We start from the raw sequence: 23,139 nt of genomic DNA on the forward strand, positions 1-23,139 counted from the left end.
GGCTGCCAAGTTAGGAAAATGCGGGCGTTTTGGCCCATCTGGTCTATCTTTGCTGCCATGAACAAACAGGTATTGTTGGTGATTCTGGACGGCTGGGGTCTGGCGCAGAATAAAGAGGTATCGGCTATTGATCAGGCGCGTACGCCGTTCGTCGACTCACTGTTTCAGCGCTTTCCGCACAGCCGCCTGCAGGCCTCCGGCGAGGCCGTAGGTTTGCCCGATGGGCAAATGGGCAACTCCGAAGTAGGCCACATGAACATTGGGGCCGGCCGCGTGGTGTACCAGGACCTGGTGCGGATCAACAAATCCATCCGGGAGCGGAAGCTGGGGGCCATGCCTGCCCTGGCCAAGGCCTTCGAGTACGCCCGCCTCAATAATAAGCCCGTGCACCTGATGGGCCTGCTCTCCGATGGCGGGGTGCACTCCCACATCGAGCACCTGAAAGCTCTGTGCACCCTGGCCCACGACGCGGAGGTGTACAATGTGTTCATCCATGCCTTCACCGACGGCCGCGACACCGACCCCAAGGGGGGCGTCAGCTACGTCAACGACCTGGAACAGCATCTGCAGCGCGGAGCCAGCGGCAAGATAGCCTCCATTGTGGGCCGCTACTACGCCATGGACCGCGACAACCGCTGGGAGCGGGTGAAAATTGCCTACGACCTGCTGGTAAACGGCAAGGGTACCCCCTCCCAGAACCTGATTCAGAGCATGCAGGACTCCTACAAGGAGGGCGTTACGGATGAATTCCTGAAGCCTATTGTGAAGGTAGGGGCCGACGGGCAGCCGCTGGCCACTATCAAGGAGGGCGACGTGGTTATCTGCTTTAACTTCCGCACCGACCGGGGCCGGGAAATTACCCAGGCCCTGACCCAGCAGGATTTCCACGCCTTTGAGATGCGCCGGCTCAGCCTGCACTACCTCACCATGACCAACTACGACGCTACCTTTACCGGCGTCACGCCCATTTTCGAGAAAGATAACCTGGAGGAAACCCTGGGCGAAGTGCTGGCAGCCAACCACAAAACCCAGATTCGTATTGCCGAGACGGAGAAGTATCCGCACGTAACGTTCTTTTTCTCGGGGGGCCGCGAAGTAGAGTTCGAGGGCGAGAAGCGCATCATGCGGGCTTCGCCCAAAGTAGCAACCTACGACCTGCAACCCGAAATGAGCGCCTACGAGCTGCGTGACGCCCTGATTCCGGAACTACAAGCCAAGTCGGCTGATTTTGTGGTGCTTAACTTCGCAAACACGGACATGGTGGGCCACACCGGCGTGTTTGCCGCCGCCGTGAAAGCCGCCGAAGCCGTAGACGAGTGCGCCCGCGGCGTGGTAGAGGCGGCCCTGGCCTCCGACTACGCCTGCATCATCATTGCCGACCATGGCAACGCCGATATGATGATCAATCCGGACGGCACACCCAACACGGCCCACACTACCAACCTGGTGCCCTGCATTCTGGCTTCTAACGACTACCGCGGCACCCTGTCCGATGGCAAGCTGGGCGATATTGCTCCCACCGTGCTGCAGCTTATGGGTTTGCCCCAGCCGGAGGTAATGGCCGGCCAGAGCCTGCTGCGCCCCGAAACTGCTTTGAATGCGTAGCCCATGCTGGTGGCTGGCAGCTACCGTGGTCTTGCTCGCGGCCTGTGACTCGGGACAGGATGCTACCGTGCGCCCTAACCCCGCTAACCGCAAACCGGCGTACTTCAATCTGTTGGGCTTTCTGCAAACCCAGGCTACCCTGCTCAACCAGCGCCGGCCCGCCGTGGAAAAGCAGGTGCTCCTGCGCGACGGACAACGGGAAACCACCCGGGTAGCTACCACCGACTGGGCCAAGGAGCTCCAGATTTTCCAGCAGGCCGACATCAACAAGCCCGCCCTGCGTGGGTTGTATTTGGTTGATTCGGCTACTACCCCTCAGGGATTCATCCGCCGCAGCTACCGCCGGCAGACCGGCACCGAGCACCCGGTGGAGCAGCTGACAGTGGTCAGCGAGGGCCCTACCGTACGGGAACTCACGGCCACTGTTGCGCAGGATAATCCACTGGTATACTCCGCCAAAACCCTAACCCTGCAGTGCCAGAACGGACAGGTGGTGCGCTACGGCGTGCGAGGCGTGCAGAAGCTCGTGCTCTTCGACTCGGTGCGCTACGCCGTGCAGGCCCGGGTGCTGTAAGCAGACCAGAGTAGACCAATGCATAAGGCCGCGGGGCGCCCCGCGGCCTTATGTGGTAGCGGGAAGTTTTAGTCTAGGTAAGGCTCCACGCGCACGGCACTTAGTCGGCCGCTCTGGTAGAGTACCGACACGTAGTTGGTGCGCTCGGTGTCGCCGATGCGGACTTTGTCAGAGGTAGCGGCGGCGGCTCGGCAGGCGGGCTCCAGGCGAGTGCGCAGGCGGCGGCCATAGGCCGGCTGAAAATTGGTAATGGTAGCGTCGCGGAGCAGGTCTTTCTCTGGGGCCCGGTAGAACTCGAACACGTTGCCCTGGTGACGCACGAGCAGAATAGTATCTACCTGCCCTGCCTCGTGCAAATTCTTGAAAGGCCGCCGGGCCACTACCTTGGCCCCGGAAGCCAGCAGTTCCTGCATCGTTGGCTCCTCTCCGAAGGGCTGGCCGGCCAATGAGTCATTGGTGAGGCGTGCCACCCGCACTACGCGACCAGCCAGGGGTGCCGAGGCAGCAGGGCGGCTAATTCTGGGCCGCTGCGTGGCCGATTTCCGGGCCGGCTCGCCGGTGCCGGCTGCCACTGGCGGGCTGGCACTCAGCAGTACCACGGCGCAGAGCGAGGTAGCCGAAACGACTTTAGCAGCAAACGATACCAGGGCGGCAAACATAACACGCGAATTTTCTGACCTATACGCAAAGCTCGGAGCCGTGGCCTGCTTATAGCTCGTTATTTCGCTTGAATAGTGTGAGTTGCCGGTCAGCTGAGCCTACTCGCCCATCAGCGTTGCCAGCACCCAACGACGCCCGCCGTGGTTGCGGTGCTCCCCCAGGTAAATACCCTGCCAGGTACCCAGGGCCAGTTCGCCCTTGCTGATGGGCACACTCACGGCGTGGCCTAGCAGGCTGGCCTTGAGGTGGGCCGGCATATCGTCGGGGCCTTCCAGGGTGTGGCGGAAGTAGGGAGCATTTTCGGGCACCGTGCGGTTAAAAAACTGCTCGAAATCGTGGCGCACGGTAGGGTCCGCATTTTCGTTGATGCTCAGGCTGGCGGAGGTGTGCTGGATAAAGAAGTGGGCCGTGCCCACCCGCAGCTGCTCCAGCTCCGGCAGCTCCGCCACCAGCAAGTCGGTAATTAAATGAAAGCCCCGGCTCAGGGCCGGCAGGCGCAGGCGTTTCTGAATAAAGTGCATAGGCTACACTACGGATTTTTTCGCTCGTAGGCACCAATATCCGGCGGACTCAGGCGCGGGCGGTTCAGCAGGTCCGTCGTCGGGCTGGGTAGGGCGGCGGCACGGTTGCTGGCCGGTGAAAGCGTATCCAGCTGGTAGTCGAAGGTTTTGCCGCGTGGGCGGTAGGGCGTACTGCGGAACAGATAGGTGGGACCCTCCACGGGGTTGAGGATGTTGCCATTCTTAGCCTGCCCCAGCGCCCCGGTATTGTCGTACTTTTTGGTGCGCAGGACGCTGGTGCTGATGCTGATACTGCCGGCGTACTGCTCCCCATTGACGAAGGATAGCTCTTCCATATCGCGCGCGTTGCCCCACACAATGGAGTTGCGCATGGTCAGGCGCGGGGCAATGGCGGGGCGGGCCTGGCCGTTTACTTCAATGGCATCGGCCAGCAGGAAGGTAGGCGTTTGCCGGTTAGCCTGGGTAGTGTAGTTGGCAATAGTGCAGTAATCGAACTGATAGATACCGCCCTGCACGCCGTACACGGCGTACTGCTCGCAGTTGGCCAGCAGCGTGTTGCGCACCGTGAAATCGGCCGACAAGCCCAAGATGGCTGCCCCTTCCAGGCCAATGGCCAGCCCTGCATTGGTGAAGGCTTGCTTGGCGCTGGAAATGTTCTGAATAGTAGTATTTTCTACCCGAACGCTGGGAAACGGCCGCAATGCCCGCGGGTTGATGACCAGTAGCCCAAAAGCGCTGTTCTTGATGTCGGCGTAGCGTACTACGTTGTTGCGGCTGCTGGACAGAAACCAGATACCAGCCCATTGCCCCGGGGTATCGGCGTACATGGCCTCGCGCCGGTCGCCCTGAAAGCGAACGAAGTTACGGTTGTCCGGCTTCAGCTCCCCGGTAGGCTGGTAGGCAGGGTTCACCAACAGCTGCCCGCCTACCAGCAAGGCGGCCCCGGCGTGGCTGTATATGCGGGCCCCTGGCTCAATGGTCAGCGTCACGGCCGAATCCACCAGGGCGTAGTCGTAAATAACGTGGGGCTTGTCGGCCTTCCACACCGCATCCTTGGTTATCTCCTCACGGTTGTGGAAGTAGGCGTTCTGCCCGTAGCTCACAATTTTTACCTGCTGGTCGTTGCCATTAGTGCGGAAGCGCAGGTCGTCGACCAGCAGAAAGGGCTTCAGGTCGCCGGGGGTAGGATCAATGGTGGCACGCACCAGCACCAGCAGGCTGTCTTTGCCCCGGATTTCCACGTCGCGGGCCACGGATCCGGCGTCGCCGTTGATGAGCAGGCTGTAGGTGATGCCAGGCTGGTTTTGCAGGCTGATTTCCGACACCTTCACGGCCTGAGGGTTGCGGTTATACACCCATAGGCGCTTGCTTACCGTGCCTATCGTCACGAACACAGTATCAAACTTCACCGTGTCCAGGGAAAACTCCAGCCGGGCGCTACCATCCGTTGTAAGCAGATCTTCCTTGGGCTCGCAGCCGGGGAGCAGCACTGTAACGGCTGAAAGCAACAAAAGCAGCGGGAGTAGAAAGCGCATAGAGAGAAACGGAAACCCATAAAAGCTGTCATCCTGAGCCGTGCGAAGGGCCTCTACTGGTACTAACTACCTTCTGCAGAGAACCTTCGCACGGCTCAGGATGACAAACGAGTGGCTGGCAATAAAATTACGCTACGCCTTCCTGTAGGCGCTCGGCGCTTTCAGCAATGCGCAGTTGCTCCACAAAATCATCAATGCTACCGTCCATCACGGCGCTCAGGTTGTACACCGTGTAGCCGATGCGGTGGTCGGTTACGCGGCCCTGCGGGTAGTTGTACGTGCGAATTTTGTCCGACCGGTCGCCGCCGCCAATCATGCTCTTACGGGCGGCGCCTTCGGCTTCGTTCTTTTTGGCCAGCTCAATTTCGTAGAGGCGGGAGCGAAGTACCTGTAAGGCCTTATCAAAGTTCTTGAGCTGCGACTTCTGATCCTGGCACTGCGCTACAATGCCGGTAGGAATGTGGGTAAGGCGCACAGCCGAATAGGTAGTGTTTACCGACTGCCCTCCCGGGCCCGACGACATAAACAGGTCCTTGCGCACGTCGTTCATGTCGATTTCCACGTCCAGTTCTTCAGCCTCCGGCATCACCACTACCGAAGCCACCGAGGTGTGAATGCGGCCCTGGGTTTCGGTAGCTGGCACGCGCTGTACGCGGTGCACCCCCGACTCGAACTTGAGTTTGCCGTACACGTCTTCGCCCTTCACGGCCAGAATAATTTCTTTGTAGCCGCCCGAAGTGCCTTCGGTAGCGTCCACCAGCTCCATCTTCCAGCCGTGCTTTTCGGCAAAGCGCATGTACATGCGCTGCAAGTCGCCGGCGAAGATGGCCGCCTCGTCGCCGCCGGCCCCGGCCCGGATTTCCATGATAATGTCCTTGGAGTCGTTGGGGTCTTTGGGGATAAGCAGCTCCTTGATGACGGTTTCCAGCCGCTCCTGCTCGGGGTAGAGCGTTTCCAGCTCGTCCTTCGCCATCTGGCGGAAGTCCTCGTCCTTCTCAGTGGCAATAACCTCCTTCGCGCCGTCGATGTTGGCCAACACATTCTGGTAGGCCTTGTACTCGACCACGATTTTGTTCAGGTCCTTGTATTCTTTGTTGAGGGCCTTGAAGCGTTTCATGTCGCTCATGGCTTCGGGTTGGGTAAGCTGTTCGCTCACGTCCTCAAAGCGCTTTTGGATGGCCTCCAGTTTGTCTAGCATCTTGCCTTCAGAAAATGTATTGGGAGTGCAAAGGTACGGAAACGCCGCTGACCTTGAACAGGGCGAAAGTAGTTGAGTAGAAAGCTGCTGCCCCGGCCTCCGCTACGGCCCCAGGCCGCTGGATTCGGCCTCGGGTAGGAGCAGCCCAGGGCCCGCCCCGACCCCGGCCATGACGGGCTAGGGTAGCTTCCGCAAAAATTAAATTATTTATATCTTAAACGCTTATCGTTTTAAAAAATTCCTACTTTGCAGCCATCAACCCCGCGCTCATGGCCCTGCTTCGTGCCTTTTATGCTCCTACCCGCGCACTGCCCATCCTGCTGATGGGCACAGGAACAACCGTGATTACAACCCGCTAAAGCGGGCCGCGGAACTCCATTCTTCTCACTGTATTCGCCGCCCGCCTCGCCGGTACTCCTCTTACTTAGGATGCCGGGCCGACGCGGGCCTTTTCTTGTTCCTACCTATGACGCTACAGGCTATGCAGGTTCTAAAATTCGGAGGCTCGTCGGTGGCGACGGCCGAAACCATTCGCCAAGTGCTGGCGCTGGCGGAAGCCGCTGCCCGGCGGCACCCAACAGTCGTGGTAGTATCGGCCCTGAGCGGGGTGACGGACGCCCTGATTCGGGCCGGCCACCAAGCGGCCACGAACGACGTGGGTTACCAGGAGCAGCTGCGGGAGCTGGAGCACCGCCACTTAGCCCTGGTGCGGGAGTTGCTACCCCTCACGGGGCAGAGCAGCGTGCTAAGCTTCGTCAAAACACATTGTAACGAACTGGAAAGCCTCTGCAACGGCGTTTTTGCGCTGGGCGAGTTGTCGGCGCGGGCCTTGGACCGGCTGGTGAGCTACGGGGAGCTGCTTTCCTCCCGGATAGTAGCGGCGGGGCTGGCAGCGCGGGGCACGGCCCACCAGTGGCTCGATAGCCGCCAGTTGATCCGCACGGACGCCCGCTACGGCCACGCGGCCGTCGACTTTGCTACCACCAATGCCCAGATTCAGGCCGCCGTGAACGGGGCCGAGGTAGCACTCTACGTAGCCCCCGGCTTTGTGGCCGCCGCCCCGGACGGCAGCACCACCACCCTGGGCCGCGGCGGCTCCGATTATACGGCGGCCATTTTCGCCGGAGCCCTGGGCGCCAGCCAGCTGGAAATCTGGACCGATGTAAGCGGCATGATGACGGCCGACCCGCGGCTGGTGCGGGCCGCCCGGCCTATTCCGCGCATCTCCTACCAGGAGGCCATGGAACTCTCGCACTTCGGGGCCAAGGTGCTATACCCGCCTACCATCCAGCCGGTTATGCGCCGGGGCATTCCGCTCTGGATCAAGAACACGTTTGCGCCCCAGGACGAGGGCACGCTGGTGGAGGTGGCCCCGCCGGCCCATCAGGCCATCGTGCGGGGCATTTCCAGCATCGGGCCGGTGGCGTTGCTACGGCTGGAAGGCAGCGGCATGGTGGGCATTCCGGGGTTTTCGCGCCGCTTGTTTGCCGCCCTGGCCCAGGAGCAAATCAACGTAATTCTCATTACCCAAAGCTCCTCGGAGCACTCCATTTCGGTGGCCGTGAGTACGGCCGAGGCCACGCGCGCCCAGCAGGCGGCTAATGCCGAGTTTGCTGCTGAAATCGGGGCTGGCCGCCTCGATCCGCTGTACCGGGAGGACGAGCTGGCTATTGTGGCGCTGGTGGGGGAGCAGATGAAAAACCACCCCGGCATCAGTGGCCGCCTGTTCGGGGCGCTGGGGCAGAATGGGGTCAACATCCGGGCCATTGCCCAGGGCTCCTCGGAGAAGAACATTTCCACCGTTATCCGGCAGCAGGATGTGCGCAAGGCCATCAACGTGCTGCACGAAACGTTCTTCGAGGCCACTACCCGGCAGGTAAACGTGGTAGTTACCGGCGTGGGCAATGTAGGTGGCAAGCTGCTGGAGCAACTGGCCCGGCAGCAGCGCTGGCTGCGCGAGAAGCTGCGCCTGAACCTGCGGGTAGTGGGCCTGGCCAACAGCCGGCAGTTTGTGCTCGCCGAAGAGGGTATTGACTTGACCAATTGGCAACCGGCGCTGGCCGCCGGCGCCCCCCTGAGCCTGCCGGCCCTCACCGAGCAGCTGCTGGCCCTGAATCTGCGCAACACCGTGTTCGTGGATGTGACGGCCAGCGCCGAGGTAGCGCAGGTATACGCCGGACTGCTGGCCCGTAGCGTGGCGGTAGTAGCCTGCAACAAGGTAGCGGCATCCTCGGAGTACGAGAACTATGCCCACCTCAAGGCCTTGGCCCAGGAGTTCAACACGCAGTTTCTCTTTGAAACCAACGTAGGCGCAGGCCTGCCCGTCATCGGGACGCTAGGCGACCTGCTGCGCAGCGGCGACGAGGTGCAACGCCTAGAAGCCGTGCTTTCGGGCACCCTGAACTTTGTGTTCAACCACTACGACGGGTCGCGGCCCTTCGCCGAGGTGGTGCGCCAGGCCCAGGCCGAAGGCTACACCGAGCCCGACCCCCGCCTTGATCTGACCGGGGTAGACGTGGCCCGCAAAATCCTGATTCTGGCCCGCGAGGCCGGCCACGCCCTGGAAATGAGCGACGTCGAGAATGCCTCCTTCCTGCCCGTTTCCTGCCTGGAGGGCGACGTGCCGGCTTTCTACGAGCAGTTGGCGGCGCACGAGCCCCACTTCCGGGCTCTGTATGAGGCCGCGGCGGCCAACGGAGAGAAGCTGCGGTTTGTGGCCAGTTTTGCGGCGGGACAGGCCCGGGTGGGCCTCCAGGCCCTACCTCCCCACCACGATTTGTATTCCCTGCAGGGCAAGGACAACGCGGTGCTGTTCTACACCAACCGCTACACTCAGCAGCCCCTCGTCATTAAAGGGGCCGGCGCCGGGGCCGAAGTAACAGCCTCGGGCGTATTTGCCGATATTCTGCGGGCGGTGCAGTCGTAGCGCGCAGCTACCTGCCCCGTCCGTACTTGTTTTCCTACCTAGTCCTCCAGCCTATGACTTTTTCCTCTGCTCCCCTCACCGTGCTGGCTCCCGCCACCGTCGCCAACGTGGTGTGTGGGTTTGATGTGCTGGGCTTTGCGCTAGCCGAGCCCAACGACACCATGCAGCTGCGCCTGACTGACCAGCCCGGCGTGGCCATCATTCACGAAGACGAATTTGGCCTGCCAACGGAGCCCTCGCGCAATGTGGCAGGCGCAGCTCTGTTGGCCATGCTTCGGGGCGTGCCCGAGGAGGTGGGCGTAGAAGTGCGGATTCGCAAAACCATTCGGCCGGGCAGCGGCATTGGCAGCAGCGCGGCCAGCGCGGCGGGGGCCGTAGTGGGGTTGAACCAGCTGCTCGGCCAGCGCTTCACACTGCCGGAGCTGGTACACTACGCCATGTACGGAGAGGAAGTAGCCTCCGGGGTACGCCACGCCGACAACATTGCGCCCGCCATTTATGGCGGCGTAACTCTGATTCGGGCTACTGTGCCGGCGCCCGACATTGTGCCCCTGGACGCACCGCCCCTGTTCGTGACGGTAGTGCACCCCCAAATTGAGGTAAAGACCTCGGACGCCCGCCGGATTCTCAAGCAGGAAGTGCCCCTGCGCGACGCCATCCGGCAGTGGGGCAACGTGGGGGGACTGGTAGCGGGCCTACTTCAGCACGACTACAGCCTGATTAGCCGCTCCCTGGAAGACGTAATTGTGGAACCTGTGCGCAGCATCCTGATTCCGGGTTTTCAAGACGTGAAGGACGGCAGCCGGATAGCCGGTGCCCTGGGCGGCGGCATTTCCGGCTCGGGCCCGTCGCTGTTCATGCTCAGCCAGGACGAGGCTACTGCCCGAGCCGTGGAAAACGTCATGCACGCTACCTACCAGCGCCTGGGTCTGGCCTACCACACCTACGTCACGACGATTAACCCGGTGGGCTGCCAGATACTGGTGGAAAGCGCCAGTACGGCCCCCGTACTCTAACCCCGTACTTCGGTCTAGCTTACTCGCAGTTCACCGCCGACGCCCGCGCGCCGGCCCAGCAGCCAAAATTGGCGTTCTGCCGCCGCGGCCTACCGCTTTTTTCTTCGCCTTCCCTTTTTATGCGCTACTACAGCCTTAACCGCCGCGCCGAACCCGCCGATTTTCGCGCCGCTACTGTGGCGGGCCAGGCCCCGGATGGGGGCCTGTACTTCCCCGAAACCATTCCGCGCTTTCCGACTGGTTTCGTAGAGCAGCTACCCCACCTGACCGCCGCCGAAGTAGCGTACGCTGTGCTGCAACCCTACGTGGGCAACGCTATTCCGGCACCGGAGCTGCGCGCTATCTGCGCCGAGGCCTTGGACTTTCCACTCCCGGTGGTGCCGGTTACCGAGCGCATCAGTGCCCTGGAGTTGTTTCACGGGCCCACGCTGGCGTTCAAGGACGTAGGGGCCCGCTTCATGAGCCGCTGCCTCGGCTACTTTTCCCGCCACGAAACCCGGTCCGTGACGGTGCTGGTAGCTACCTCCGGCGACACGGGCGGGGCCGTGGCCAGCGGCTTTTTAGGGGTAGAGGGAGTGGAAGTGGTTATTCTCTACCCCGCCGGCCGGGTGAGCCCGGTGCAGGAGCAGCAGCTCACGGCCCTGGGCCAGAACGTAACCGCTCTGGAAGTGCAGGGCAACTTCGACGACTGCCAGCGGCTGGTGAAGCAGGCCTTCCGGGATGCTGACTTACTGGCCCGGCGGCGCCTGACGTCGGCCAACTCTATCAATGTCGCCCGCTGGTTGCCTCAGCAGGTGTATTACTGCACCGGCGTGGCCCAGGCGCTGGCTGCCACGGGCCAGGCGCCGGTGGTAGCCGTGCCCAGCGGTAATTTCGGCAACCTCTGCGCGGGGCTGCTGGCCTACGTATCAGGGCTGCCGGTGCGGCATTTTGTGGCGGCCTGCAACGCCAACGCGGCCGTACCCGCCTACCTTACCACGGGGCAGTACGCGGCGCGCCCGGCCGTAGCCACGCTTTCCAACGCCATGGACGTGGGCGACCCGAGCAACTTTGGCCGTATCCTGGAGCTGTTTCGCCACGAGCACCCCGCTATCCGGGCCCTGCTCACGGGGTATTCCGTTTCGGATGAGGAAACCAGCGCCACCATTCAGCGGGTATACCAACACGCCGGATACCTGCTGGACCCCCACGGCGCAGTGGCCTTTTTCGCCCTGGAGGCCTACCTACGGCAGCACCCGGAGCAGCCCGGTATTTTCTTGGAAACGGCGCACCCAGTGAAATTCCCGGCGGCCGTAGAGCCGGCCACTGGCCAGCCCGTGCCCGTGCCGACGACGCTGCGGGAGCTGCTGGGCCAGCCCAAGCGTAGCATCTTGCTGGCACCCGAGTACGAGGCGTTGCGTAGCTATCTGCTGGCCGCAGGGTAGGCAGCAGACCAAGTAAAACAGTAGAGGAAGCATATTCCGGCGGGGCACCGTACATCATCTGGTAGTATCTTTTGGTTGACTCCGTAGAAGTCCGTCCCTTTGCCTTTTCGCCCTTTTATCTCTGCCTGCCCATGCGCCCCGTGTTTCGTGCTGCCTTGCTGCTCCCGCTGCTTTCCGCCTGCAATGCCGACCAAGTCGACCACCTCAGCAACACCAAGGAGCTGGCCATTGAGGCAGAAAACTGGCAAGTAAAGCGCATCATGCCCGCCGATCTGCTGCGCGCCACCCGCTGGGCTGGCGACTCCCTGACCCGCACCGCCGAGCGGGAACTGCGCCAAGTGCTAACGGCCAAGCTGGACTCCGGCGGGGTAGCCGCGGCCCTTCCCTATTGCCGTCCCGCCGCCCTGCCGGCCACTGACTCGCTGGCGGGCGTTTTGCAGGCTACGCTTACCTGGGGCAGCCCGCGGCCTCGCAACCCCACTCATCGGTTGGCCGTGTCTGCCGCTGACCTTGCTCCCACCGACACAGTCCGGCGTGTGGCGCGCCCAAGCACCGAAGAATTTACTTACCAGCGCCCGGTTGTGCTTACTGCTGACGTGTGCCTGCGCTGCCACGGCAAGGTAGGCCAGGATATTGCAGCCGCTGATTATGCCCTGATTCGCCAGCGCTACCCCCAGGACCAGGCCACTGGCTACCGCCTCGGGCAGAGCATGGGCGTGTGGCGAGTTAGCCTGAAGCGGCCCGGCGTGGCGGAGTTTTACACCATGAAAACCCGGAAAGTGATGAAGAAGCGCCGCTCCCTATTTTAAGCGGTGGCTCGGTAAAAGCCGCGCCGGGCAATCCTGCGCATTCCACGACTACTGTATCTCTAGTTTATGTATTTAGCTCGACTCTTTTATCTGGTGGGGATACTGGCCTTCTCGGGTAGGGCGGCGCTGGCCCAGCAACCCGGACCGGCGCCGGGGGCAACGCCTAACCGGGCTAAGTACGCTCAGCCCTATCGAATTCTGGGCACCGACAGCGTAGCCCTGTTCTACACCGCCAACTACGAATTATGCCCGCCCGGCTGCGCGGCTATCCGCCGGCACGCCCGCCTCGACAGCACCGGCAATTTCTTCGGCTACGTGCGCGACTTCTGGATGCATAATGCCCAGCTAGCTCTTACCGGCACTTACCGCAGCGGGCGCAAGGACGGGGCCTTCGAAGTTTTCCATCCTAATGGAGAGCTGGCCGCCCGCGGCTACTACCGCGGCGGCCAGCAGGTAGGCAGTTGGGCGTACTGGTACCCCTCGGGGCAGAAGCGCCAGGTGCTAAGCTTCGGCAACGGTAGCACCCTGGGCATTGAGCAATTCTGGACCGAAGACGGGCAGCAGCTGGTGCAGAACGGCCAAGGCACCTGGTACCGCACCGACGCGGGGTTGCGCGTGAGCGGTTCGGTAGCCACCGGCCGCCCTGAGGGCCGCTGGCGCGTGCAGGAAATTACTGGCGGTCAGAAAGTGCTAGCCGAGGAAACGTTCAAGAAGGGAGTGTTTCGGATGGGTTCCACGCGCGCTGTGCCAGGATATTACTACGACCAGTCACGCATTTACATCACCGATTTGGACAGTTACAGCGAGACAGAGCGGTTTGTGCAGCGCCCCAGTTGCCCGCCCGACCCGCCCGAAACAGCTCAGTAAACCCTATTGGAGCGGGCTGAGGAAACTCAGCCCAACCTTCCCGGCAGTTTCGGAGTTTGGGCTGAGTATGACGACTGCTGCAACTACCTCCCCCCCACCCGTTATCATTATTGGCGCTGGCATGGCCGGCTTAACCTGTGCCTGCTACCTACACCGGGCGGGCCGCCCGGTGCTTGTGCTGGAAGCCGCTGATGCCGTTGGAGGCCGGGTCCGCACCGACGTTACTGCCGAGGGCTTCCGCCTCGACCGGGGCTTTCAGGTGCTGCAAACCCGCTATCCGGAAGTACAGCACCTCCTCGACTATGGGGCCTTACAGCTCCACGCATTCCGGTCCGGGGCCGTTATTCGCCTGCCCGATGGCAAGCAGACCGTGCTGGTAAACCCGTTGCAGCAGCCTACGGCCGCCTTTTCGGCGCTTACTTCCCGCGTGGGAACGCTGGCCGACAAGCTACGCATTGCCAGCCTGGCCCAGCATGTGCGCGGCGCTACCAACGGTCAGCTGCTAAGCCGCCACAGCACCAATGCGCTTGATACGCTTACGTTTCTGCGCGAATACGGCTGGAGTGAGCAGATTATTGAGAACTTTTTCCAGCCTTTCTTCGGGGGCGTGTACCTGGACCGGAGCCTGAGCACAGCGGCCAACTTCTTTGAATTTGTATTCAAGCAGTTTGTAGAAGGCGACGCCGCTATTCCGAGCCTGGGTATGCAGCAGATTCCGGAGCAATTAGCCGCCCGCCTGCCTGCGGGCTCCGTCCAACTCAACACCCGGGTTGTGGCCATCCGCGACGCGGCCGTGGAGTTGGCTACTGGCGAAACCTTGGCTGCCGCGGCCGTGGTAGTGGCCACCGATGGAGAAGCCGCAACCCGGCTGCTACCTGCCGTAGCCAACACCCCACCTCTGCGCTGGCGCTCCACCACCTGCACCTATTTCGCCGCCCCGGCGCCGGCTGCCCAACCCGATAAGCTGCTGCGCCTCAACGCCGCACCTAATGCGCTGGCCCACAACGTCGCCCTTCCCTGCGAAGTAGCTCCTGCGTATGCCCCGCCCGGCCAGCAGCTGATATCCGTGAGTACCCACGGCGAACATGGCCTGCCCGAAGCAGAATTAACTAGCCGGCTGCTGCAGGAGCTAACGGCCTGGTTTGGCTCCCAGGCCAGCCAGTGGCGGCACCTGCGCACTTACACCATTCCGCAGGCGCTACCCGTGTACCCGGCCGGACAGCCTGCCCGGCAGGCCCTTAAGCTCCACGCTACGCTCTATCGTTGTGGCGACCACACTGCCTATCCTTCCCTAAATGCCGCTATGGCCTCGGGCCGGGAGGTAGCCGAAGCTATTCTGAGTGCGTGAGCAGCACAATAGTGTGAATACCGAATGCACGCTGGCCCGGCTCTCTTTAATACAAAGAGGAGCCGGGCCAGCGTGTCAAGGAGCACGGGAGCAGGCTATGCATCTAGCACTACCTGTGCGGGGCAATGGTCGGAGTGTACTACGTCGCGGAGCAGGTGGGCTTCCCGGATTCGGGGCCGAAGGGTTTCGTCTACCAGTAAGTGGTCGAGGCGCCAGCCCACGTTGCGAGCCCGCGCCCCGGCCCGGTAGGTCCACCAGGAGTAATGGCCGGGAGCATCGCCGTGATGGTGGCGAAAAGAGTCGGCGTATCCGTCGGCCAGGAAGTCCTGGAACCACTGGCGTTCTTCAGGAGTGAAGCCAGGGCTCTGCTGATTGGCCTTGGGGTTGTGCAGGTCAATTTCGCGCTGGCAGCAGTTAAAGTCGCCCCCAATAATGAGCGGGGCAGTACCGGCCGCCCGCAGCTCCCGCACGTACTGGCGGAAAAAGTGCAGACATGCTACCTTAAAAGTCTGCCGTTCCGCTCCGCTGGTACCCGAGGGCATGTACACGTTCAGCACCGAGCAAGTTGGGAAATCGAGGCGCAGCACCCGGCCTTCGGTGTCGTAGAGAGGGTTGCCGCAGCCTTCCACTACAGCTACAGGCCTCTGTTTCGAGAAGGTAGCCACGCCGCTGTAGCCGGGTTTCTGGGCCGGATGCAGGTAGGCGTAATAGCCCAGCGCCGTTAGCGCCGACACATCCAGCGCCTCACGGCCGGCCTTGATTTCCTGCAGGCACAGCACGTCCGGGTCAGCTTCCTGCACCCATTCCACCAGCCCCTTGCTCAGGGCGGAGCGCAGCCCGTTGACGTTGTAGGTAATGATGTTCATTCAAATACATTCATGGCAATGCCCCCTCCTGCTACCCTGGCCGAACGATAGCAGCCCTTGAGCAGGTGAAAATACTACCGGGTGGTAGCTTCCGAAAACGCCGCCGGCTTGCTATTCCTCCTGCGAATCAAAGTACTCCAGTATGTGCCATTTGAGCATACGCTCCTGCTCCTTCAAGTTGGCGAAGGGCACTGGGTGTAGCAGGCGGTAGTGCGGCCAGCCATCCTCATCTACCCGCTCCAGCTCGTAGAAGCCCGAGAGGCTGAACAGGCGGCAGGTGGCAATGTGCATCAGGTCCTGCTTCTGCTCTTTGGTGAATGGGCCCGCGCCCTGCCCTAGCTCTTGCACGCCAATGAGCAGTAACAGGGCATTCAGGTCGGGCTTTTTACCGAACCGCTCCCGCATCTGGTTCATCAGTTCCCACCAGCGCTGCTCGAACTGGGCCTCGGTTTCCTGGGGGTCCAGCATGGCTAGGCGTCGTGGGAATGGGGCGGAGCCAAGGCGGCAGCTTCCTCCTTCAGGGCCTCCCAGTATTCTACCGCGCGGCGGAAGTGCGGAATGACGATACTGCCCCCAATCAGGTTGGCAATGGCGAAGACCTCGTAGATTTCCTCGTCGTTGATGCCTTCCTCGTAGCACTTGCCCAGGTGATACTTAATGCAGTCGTCGCAGCGCAGCACCATGGAGCAGGCCAGGCCCAGCATCTCCTTGGTTTTCACGTTGAGGGCCCCTTCCTGGTAGGTATTGGTGTCGAGGTTGAAAAACCGCTTGATGACCTTGTTGTCGGCCGCCATGATTTTTTCGTTCATGCGCTGGCGGTACTCGTTGAATTCGGAGACGAGGCTCATAGGAGAAACAAAGGAGTGAAGTAAATAAATAGCCCAATTCGCCCCGTAGCAGCGCTACGCCCTTTTCGGGTGGGCGAGCTAGCTCAACTACCAGCTCGCTCCGGGACGGCAGGGCAAATTTCCGGGAGTCGGGTTTAAACCTTAAAATTAGGGAGAAGTTCGCCAGCGCCGGGTTTTCCGCCGGCCAGCTTCTGCGCTACCTTATGCAGCCGCCTCTTATCCGCCTTATGGTATTGCCCACTATGCTAGCCGATTTTATCGGCTTACTGTTTCCCCAGGTGTGTTTGGCCTGCCAGGAGCCGCTGGCCCGTGGTGAGGACCACCTCTGCACCGCCTGCCGGGCTCAGTTGCCTTACACCGACTACCACCGCCTTCCGCCGGCCGACAATCCGCTGGCCCGTCGCTTCTGGGGGAAGCTACCCGTGCAGCACGCTTTCAGCTATTTGCGCTTTCAGAAGCACGGCCGGGTCCAGCACCTGCTGCACCAGCTCAAGTATCGGGGCCAGCAGGAAGTAGGCCGGGTGCTGGGCCGCTGGTTTGGGCAGGAACTAGCGCAGGCTGGCTTCGGGCCCGAGTTTGATCTGATCCTGCCGGTTCCGTTGCACGCGCGCAAGCTGGCTTCTCGCGGCTACAACCAGGCCGACAGCTTTGCTGAGGGCTTGGCCGCCAGCCTAGGCTGCCCCTGGAGCGCCCACGGCCTGCGTCGCCTCACCCAAACAGAGTCACAAACACGCAAGAGCCGCCTGCAGCGCTGGCAAAACGTGGCCGAAGTGTTTGAAGTAGCAGATCCCGCCACTGTAGCCGGACGCCGGATTCTCATCGTGGACGATGTGCTAACCACTGGGGCAACCTTGGAAGCCTGCGCTGTCGTGCTCCTGGCCGCCGGGGCCAAGGCCGTCAGCGTTGCTACTATTGCCACCGCCGACCGCTGAGCAGGAAGTACTGCCAAGTTTATCGGAGTATCACGGATTTTGTGACTGGCACAGGTCCTGCGCTGCCAGAGCCGTATGGGCTAAAAGCGAGGTAGCCAAAACTGCCGCTTCTGGGCGGAACGTAACGCCACTACCGATAACAACTTTGAACACCTAAGTAAGGTAGCCAAGCCCTGTTCTCCTCCAGCCCCGACAAACAGAAAGGCCACCTCTTGCGAGGTGGCCTTTCTGTTTGTCGTTCACAAAACCCGGGAAGCCTAATACGGCTCGCGGTAATGTGCACTTCTTACTTGTTCGAGCCGGCGTTGATCATGGCACAGCGGAAACCGATAGTAGCCGTAGCCGAGTCTTCAGCCATGAAGCGGCGCGTACCAGGAGAGAGCCAGTAGGCTACGTCGCGCCACGACCCGCCTTTGTACACACGAACGTGGTCGTCGATAAGAGACTGATAGCCTTTCTTGTCGTACTTCTCCGAGGGGTCGAGGAAGCCGTTGCGGCGGAAGGGGTTCAGGTCTTCCACGTCCTCGTAAGAAAGCGGACGATAGATGTCTTGCACCCACTCGTTCACGTTACCCGACATATTGTACAGGCCGTAGTCGTTGGGTGGGTAGTTGTAGATGTACTCCGTAATCATGGCGCCGTCGTTGAGCGAACCGGCAATACCGGCGTAGTCGCCACGGCCGCGCTTGAAGTTCGCCAGGAACTGGCCCATGCCCTTGCCATAGGCGTTCCGCACTTGGCGGCCATCCCAGGGGTAGATACGCTTGTTTTCCTGGTTTTCGTTGCCCGTTTCCTGCGTACCGATGAGGGCCTGCGCGGCGTACTCCCACTCAGCCTCCGTGGGCAGGCGGTAGTTGGGCAGGGTGTTGCCATTTTCAATGGCAATTTTGGCTTTGCCACCGTCATCGGAAGTACCTTCAGCGGCGTCGCCACCTTTATTTTTCTTCCGGCCGAACAAGCCGCCACCTTTGCTGCCGCTGTCGCCCTCGTCGCCTTCACCGGCCAGGCGCTCGTTTACTTTTGCCGTGCGCCAGGTGCAGTAGTCATTGGCCTGCAACCAGCTCACGCCTACCACAGGGAAGTAACGGAAGCCAGGGTAACGCAGGTAGTAGTCTACGTAGGGGTCGTTGAACGACAGCTCGCGGGCCCATACGGTAGTGTCAGGCAGAGCCGACTGATAAAACTCCTCAGCCGAGTCTTTGCGTACGAAGTGCAGGTATTCCAACCAGTGGATGTTCGCTACCTCGGCTTCGTCCATGTAGAAGGAAGCCAGCGTAACCGTACGCTCGATGTTGTCGTGCGTCATGGCTACATCTTCTTCGGCGGAGCCTAGCACGGTGCGGCCACCTTCGATGAATACCAGACCGGGACCTTCCGGGATGCCTTGGTAATCAGACACCTTCATGCCCTCCTCGGTATTGTACTCAATACCCGTAGTGGAGCTGTACTTACCGGGTTTGGTGGCGGTAGGAGGCCCCCCCTTACAGGCGGCCAGCGCGCAGGCTCCTACTACAGCAAAGCGCAGGTACTTGGAAAAATTCATGATCAAGTTGAAACTACCTGTGAGAAAAGCGTTTAGACAAGGCAAGTCGGCTGCAATAATACAAAAAATCAAAAGGCGGGGCAAGGAATTGACGGGTAATTCCGTCGTTTCAGCCGGCGCCAGGCGGCTTCCAGCGAATCAAACTCCCGAAGGGCCAAAGAAATTTCATGCGCTCCTCCTAAATCACGGCTGAACTGACTGAGGCTCACATCGTAGCTATAACCGAGCCGAAAACTACCAACTGCTACGCCCGCCACGGCCGTGAGAACCTGTTGAGGCTTGGGCGCCCCCGGCAACGGCACGCCCCGGTACACGGCCCCTACCGTGAGCGGCGTCGCGGTAAAGTACAGTCCGGCTTCGGCCCGCTGTGAGCCGCCTTGCCGGGCGTAGCTTACCGTTGGCGACAAGCTGATTTCGCGGGTTTCTCCTTTAGTAGTAGCCTGCACGAAGTAGTGTTTGTAGCCCGCCTGCAGGTTGAGCCGCAGCGGCAGGGTAGCCTGCGAGACAAAAGCCAGATCGGGTTGGTTTAGGTGGTGGGCCGCCGCGCCCAGCCAGAACCGGTTGGCGTAGAGCAGCCCGCCCACACTAGCCGTAACGTAGTGCACTGGTTTATAGTCTGCTACTTCCAAACTAAAATCACGCGTAACCCCTTCATCGGAAAGCTGGTCGCCGAAAATCAGGTTACCGTAGCTCACGCGCTGTAGTCCGTAGCTGACCGATACTCCGCCGCTTAGGCCCAGCTGCTCAGTGAGGCGCAGGTGGTGGGCATACACGCCCCCGGCCTGAAAACGGGTGTAGCCAATACCCCCGGTCCGGTCGTAGTTAACCAGCAGGCCCGCAGCGCTGTGCTGATTCTGGAAGCGGTAGTCGGCGGCCAGCTGGCTGCTTTGAAAAGTACCCGCTAGCGTCGGAAACTGGTTGCGGTAGCTGAGCGTGATGCTGTAGTCGTCGAGCAGGCCAGCGAAGGCCGGGTTGAGTTGCAGCCGGTTGGCGTAGGGCTGGGCAAAGTACAGATCCTGCGCCTGCCCCAAGCTGCACACACCTACTACCAGACTGGCGGCCAGTATTCCGCGGCGGAAGCGCTGAATTGTAGACAGGTACGGGGGGCGGAGCAGCAGCATAAGCACGAATCCTAACGGTAGAAGCCCCGGTTTTGGTACGCAGGGCGCGGCGTCCGGAGGTCTAAAATGGGATTTTCTTTCCTGACTTGTGGCACCAGCCCTGGGGGCAGCAGCGTTAAGAAACTCAACCTTATCGTTTTTTTGGGTCTTTTCCTCGGCTGGCAGGGTTTCGCACTACTTTTGCCTAGCTCGTGCCGATTGGATTCTGGTGCCTCTGGCCTCTTCTTCGCTTCTCTTTTTTTCTCTACCGTTATGCGTAAGTTCTTTGTTGGGCTGCTGATTTTTTTGGTGGTTCTGCTAGCCGGGCTGGCCCTGGCCCCGCTTCTGTTCAAGGATAAGATAAAAGCAGCTTTCGACCAGCAGCTGGCGCAACGGGTGAAAGCTACGGTGCAGTACGACCCGGCCAATGTAGACGTGACCCTGCTTAGCTCGTTTCCCAACCTGGCCCTGCAGCTCGATCAGCTGCGCGTGATTGGACAGGATTCCTTTGCCCGCGACACGCTGGCTTACCTGCCCCGGGTGCGGGTAGGACTGGATTTGATGAGCGTCATCGGAGGCAGGCAGATCAAGATCAAAAACGTGACCCTGGAGCAGCCCGACCTTAGCCTGCGCATGCTGAAAAGTGGCCGCGCCAACTGGGACGTGTACGTGTCGGACTCGGCAGCGGCCTCCAAGGGCCAGGATACTACGGCCGTAAGCCTGGCCATCCAGGGCTGGCAGATTAACAACGGCCGCCTGCGCTACGAGGACCTGACCATACCGTTCGGGATGCAGCTGCGGGGTGTGAACCACTCCGGCGCCGGCGACTTCGAGCGGAACGTGTTTGACATGGTCAGCCAGACCACCGCCGAGAGCGTTTCGATGCAGTACGCCGGCACCGAGTACATAACCAATAAGAAGCTCGATGCCGACGTAACCCTGGCCATGAATCTGGAGAAGATGCTGTTCACCTTCAAGGATAATAAGGTGAAGCTGAACGATTTTCCCGCTTCGTTCCAGGGCACCATCGGCCTGCCCAACGCCACCGACATCACCTACGACCTGACCTTCAAAGCCCTGGAAACCGACTTCAAGAACATTCTGAGTTTGGTGCCCGGCGCTTATACCGAGCAATTCAAAGACATAGAAGCCACGGGCAGGGTAGCCTTTGACGGCTACTTTAAGGGCGTGCAGAACGCGGTGAAAATGCCCGGCTACGGCGTGAACCTGCAGGTAAAAGAAGGCAGCTTCCACTACCCCCAACTACCCCAGCGGGCCCGCAACATCAACGTGGACTTGGCCGTGGACAACCCCTCGGGCTTCACCAACAACGTGAAAGTGAACGTGAAGCAATTTCACCTCGACCTGGGTAGCAACCCCATTGACGGCAACGTGGCCATTGACGGGCTGGAGCCGATGCGGGTGGACGGCCGGGTGAAGGCCAACGTGGACCTGGCGGAAATGATGAAGGTGTACCCGGTGCAGGACCTGCTGCTGCGCGGCAAGCTGTTCGTGGATGGCACGGCCCGGGGCACGTACTCCAAAACCCAGATGCCGGTAGTACAGGCCAAGCTGAACCTGACCAACGGCTACGTAAAGAGCAAGCAGTTCCCGGCCCCCATCGAGAACCTGACCCTGAGTGGTACCGTCACGAACCCCACGGGCCAGCTCAATGACACCCGCGTGGACATTCCGCAGTTCCGGATGCTGCTGGACGGCGAGCCGCTGCAGGGCCGCGTGGCTACCCAGGGCGTAGATAAGCTGCGCTTCGATACCGACGTGAAGGGCATCATCGACCTGACCAAGCTCACCAAAATATTCCCGCTGCAGGGCATGACCGTGACGGGCCGCCTCAACGGCAACGTGGCGGCCAAGGGCAACATGGCCGATATTGAGGCCGGCCGCTACCAGACGGTGGTAGCCTCCGGAACCGTAAACGCCCAGAACGTAACCTATAAGAGCACCGACCTACCCCAGGGCATGAAGGTGACGCGGGCTACGGCTACCTTCAATAACGACCAGATAGTGCTCCGGAACATGGCCGGCTCGGTGGGCTCCTCCGACATCGCCGCCTCGGGCACCATCAGCAACTACATGGGCTATATGTTCGTGCCCGGCCAGCCTCTGCGCGGCAACCTGACGGTCAGCAGCAACCGCTTCAACGTGAACGAGTGGATGGTGGACGAGGTGTCGCAGAAACCCACGGTAGCCGCTACCGGCGCCGCGCCGGCCAAGGCCGAAGGCGTACTGCAGATTCCGAAGGAGTTTGACCTGGTGCTGAACACCACCGTGCAGCAGGTAGTGTACGACAACCTTAAGCTCGACAACGTGAAGGGCACCGTGACCGTGCGCGACCAGGCGGCCATCCTCAACGGGCTGACCTTTAACACCCTGGGCGGCGCCTTTGCTACCAACGGCTCCTACAGCAGCAAGGACCTGGCCCACCCCAAGTTCAACCTGGGCCTGAACATCAAGAACCTGAACTTCCAGAATGCTTTCCAGGCCTTCAACTCCGTGAAGGCGATGGTGCCCCTGGCCAGCAGCCTGGAGGGCGTGTTCTCCACCAACTTCAATGTAAGCGGGGAAATGGGCCCCGACATGATGCCCCGCTACAACACGCTCACGGGCAAAGGCTTGTTTGAAGTGGTGCGGGCCGCGGTGGCTAACTCGGCGGTCCTCAATAAAATCAGCACCCTGACCCAGTTTCAGGAACTGAAGAAGTTTGCCGTGGACAACAAGGACGTGGCCGCCGAAATCATCAACGGCAACTTTGTGGTGAAACCCTTCGACCTGACGGTGGGCCAGATCAAGATGACGGTGGGCGGCTCCAACAACATCAGCAGCGGGGGGCTGGAATACGTCACGGCCCTGAACGTGCCCACCGGCAAGCTCGGCAACCAGCTCAACTCCCAGCTGACCCGCCTCACGGGTGTCCAAAACCTGCAAGGCACCGACCGGGTAACCTTGGGCCTGACCATTGGCGGCACTATCACGAACCCGCAGGTAAAGCTTTCCAGCGGCAGCGTGAAGGCCCAGGCCAAGGAGTTGGTGAGCAACATCGTGCAGGCCAAAGTGGATGACGCCAAGCTCAAGCTACAAGCCCAGGCCAAGGTAGCTCAGGACAGCCTCCAGCGGGAGCTGCAGCGCAAGCAGCAGGAGCTGGCCGATAAGGCCCGGCTGGAGCTGGAGAAAAAGCGCCTCGAAGCCCAGGCCAAGCTTCAGGACAAAGCCAAGCAAGGCCTTAACAACCTGCTGTTCGGCAAGCCCAAGCCCCAGCCGGCCAAGCCCGCCACGGAGCAGCCCAAACCAGCAGAGCCGACCCCAGCCACGCCGGATAGCACAAAATCCGGAGGGTAGTATTCCATTT

General features: G+C 61.1%; 19 protein-coding genes. 10 read left to right on the top strand and 9 right to left on the bottom strand.

Translation table 11 applies throughout. The features are described from left to right. The first annotated feature begins 57 nt into the window (after nucleotides 1–57). Together gpmI and K3G63_RS15000 are read left to right on the top strand one after the other, a co-directional pair. Complete coding sequence (gene gpmI / locus K3G63_RS14995; RefSeq protein ID WP_220614898.1) at nucleotides 58–1,605, top strand: 2,3-bisphosphoglycerate-independent phosphoglycerate mutase; 1,548 nt, start codon at nucleotides 58–60, stop codon at nucleotides 1,603–1,605. Further along, nucleotides 1,598–2,179: a hypothetical protein gene (locus K3G63_RS15000; protein ID WP_220614899.1), complete on the top strand. Its 582-nt coding sequence runs from the start codon at nucleotides 1,598–1,600 to the stop codon at nucleotides 2,177–2,179. The genes gpmI and K3G63_RS15000 overlap by 8 nt, the downstream gene beginning before the upstream one ends. A gap of 68 nt (nucleotides 2,180–2,247) precedes the next feature. On the opposite strand, the gene K3G63_RS15005 is transcribed toward K3G63_RS15000, so the two are convergent. From K3G63_RS15005 to prfA, 4 genes are all read right to left on the bottom strand, one after another. Beyond that, on the bottom strand, nucleotides 2,248–2,838 hold the full coding sequence (locus tag K3G63_RS15005) for a hypothetical protein (protein WP_220614900.1): 591 nt from the start codon (nucleotides 2,836–2,838) through the stop codon (nucleotides 2,248–2,250). A gap of 99 nt (nucleotides 2,839–2,937) precedes the next feature. Next, on the bottom strand, nucleotides 2,938–3,360 hold the full coding sequence (locus K3G63_RS15010; RefSeq protein ID WP_220614901.1) for a secondary thiamine-phosphate synthase enzyme YjbQ: 423 nt from the start codon (nucleotides 3,358–3,360) through the stop codon (nucleotides 2,938–2,940). Nucleotides 3,361–3,368: 8 nt separating this feature from the next. Beyond that, a complete protein-coding gene (locus tag K3G63_RS15015; RefSeq protein WP_220614902.1) occupies nucleotides 3,369–4,895 on the bottom strand; it encodes a hypothetical protein in 1,527 nt (508 codons plus the stop codon). Between the two features lie 127 nt (nucleotides 4,896–5,022). After that, nucleotides 5,023–6,093 (bottom strand): peptide chain release factor 1, encoded by a 1,071-nt coding sequence (prfA, locus tag K3G63_RS15020; RefSeq protein ID WP_220614903.1) that lies wholly within the window; start codon nucleotides 6,091–6,093, stop codon nucleotides 5,023–5,025. Nucleotides 6,094–6,559: 466 nt separating this feature from the next. Between prfA and thrA the strand changes: the two genes are divergently transcribed. From thrA to K3G63_RS15050, 6 genes are all read left to right on the top strand, one after another. After that, entirely contained in the window at nucleotides 6,560–9,019 is a 2,460-nt protein-coding gene (gene thrA, locus K3G63_RS15025; RefSeq protein WP_259404452.1) for a bifunctional aspartate kinase/homoserine dehydrogenase I, read from the top strand. Nucleotides 9,020–9,072: 53 nt separating this feature from the next. Next, a complete protein-coding gene (locus tag K3G63_RS15030) occupies nucleotides 9,073–10,035 on the top strand; it encodes a homoserine kinase (protein WP_220614904.1) in 963 nt (320 codons plus the stop codon). 119 nt (nucleotides 10,036–10,154) lie between these two features. Further along, nucleotides 10,155–11,459 (top strand): threonine synthase, encoded by a 1,305-nt coding sequence (gene thrC / locus K3G63_RS15035; protein WP_220614905.1) that lies wholly within the window; start codon nucleotides 10,155–10,157, stop codon nucleotides 11,457–11,459. A gap of 131 nt (nucleotides 11,460–11,590) precedes the next feature. Beyond that, nucleotides 11,591–12,268 (top strand): DUF3365 domain-containing protein, encoded by a 678-nt coding sequence (locus tag K3G63_RS15040; protein WP_220614906.1) that lies wholly within the window; start codon nucleotides 11,591–11,593, stop codon nucleotides 12,266–12,268. A 66-nt stretch (nucleotides 12,269–12,334) separates the two neighbouring features. After that, complete coding sequence (locus tag K3G63_RS15045) at nucleotides 12,335–13,135, top strand: toxin-antitoxin system YwqK family antitoxin (protein ID WP_220614907.1); 801 nt, start codon at nucleotides 12,335–12,337, stop codon at nucleotides 13,133–13,135. 67 nt (nucleotides 13,136–13,202) lie between these two features. Continuing rightward, nucleotides 13,203–14,483 carry an NAD(P)/FAD-dependent oxidoreductase gene (locus tag K3G63_RS15050; protein ID WP_220614908.1) on the top strand — a complete coding sequence of 427 codons (1,281 nt, stop codon included), beginning with the start codon at nucleotides 13,203–13,205 and terminating at the stop codon, nucleotides 14,481–14,483. Nucleotides 14,484–14,578: 95 nt separating this feature from the next. Here K3G63_RS15050 and K3G63_RS15055 read toward each other — a convergent pair whose 3' ends face one another. The 3 genes from K3G63_RS15055 to K3G63_RS15065 form a co-directional block, all read right to left on the bottom strand. After that, on the bottom strand, nucleotides 14,579–15,349 hold the full coding sequence (locus K3G63_RS15055; RefSeq protein WP_220614909.1) for an exodeoxyribonuclease III: 771 nt from the start codon (nucleotides 15,347–15,349) through the stop codon (nucleotides 14,579–14,581). 111 nt (nucleotides 15,350–15,460) lie between these two features. Then, complete coding sequence (locus K3G63_RS15060; protein ID WP_220614910.1) at nucleotides 15,461–15,817, bottom strand: hypothetical protein; 357 nt, start codon at nucleotides 15,815–15,817, stop codon at nucleotides 15,461–15,463. A 2-nt stretch (nucleotides 15,818–15,819) separates the two neighbouring features. Continuing rightward, the gene (locus K3G63_RS15065; protein ID WP_220614911.1) at nucleotides 15,820–16,197 is read right to left on the bottom strand and encodes a carboxymuconolactone decarboxylase family protein; all 378 of its coding nucleotides are present in this window, start codon (nucleotides 16,195–16,197) and stop codon (nucleotides 15,820–15,822) included. Between the two features lie 203 nt (nucleotides 16,198–16,400). On the opposite strand from K3G63_RS15065, the gene K3G63_RS15070 reads away from it, so the two are divergent. Next, on the top strand, nucleotides 16,401–17,129 hold the full coding sequence (locus tag K3G63_RS15070; RefSeq protein ID WP_259404453.1) for a ComF family protein: 729 nt from the start codon (nucleotides 16,401–16,403) through the stop codon (nucleotides 17,127–17,129). A gap of 286 nt (nucleotides 17,130–17,415) precedes the next feature. Here the strand turns inward: K3G63_RS15070 and K3G63_RS15075 are convergent, their stop codons facing one another. Continuing rightward, the gene (locus K3G63_RS15075; protein WP_220614912.1) at nucleotides 17,416–18,672 is read right to left on the bottom strand and encodes an SUMF1/EgtB/PvdO family nonheme iron enzyme; all 1,257 of its coding nucleotides are present in this window, start codon (nucleotides 18,670–18,672) and stop codon (nucleotides 17,416–17,418) included. Nucleotides 18,673–18,740: 68 nt separating this feature from the next. Then, entirely contained in the window at nucleotides 18,741–19,793 is a 1,053-nt protein-coding gene (locus K3G63_RS15080) for a PorP/SprF family type IX secretion system membrane protein (protein WP_220614913.1), read from the bottom strand. Nucleotides 19,794–20,045: 252 nt separating this feature from the next. Between K3G63_RS15080 and K3G63_RS15085 the strand changes: the two genes are divergently transcribed. Next, the gene (locus tag K3G63_RS15085) at nucleotides 20,046–23,129 is read left to right on the top strand and encodes an AsmA-like C-terminal region-containing protein (protein WP_220614914.1); all 3,084 of its coding nucleotides are present in this window, start codon (nucleotides 20,046–20,048) and stop codon (nucleotides 23,127–23,129) included. Nucleotides 23,130–23,139 lie beyond the last annotated feature (10 nt).

It is taken from the genome of Hymenobacter sp. HSC-4F20, from assembly GCF_019599275.1.
GTDB lineage: Bacteria > Bacteroidota > Bacteroidia > Cytophagales > Hymenobacteraceae > Hymenobacter.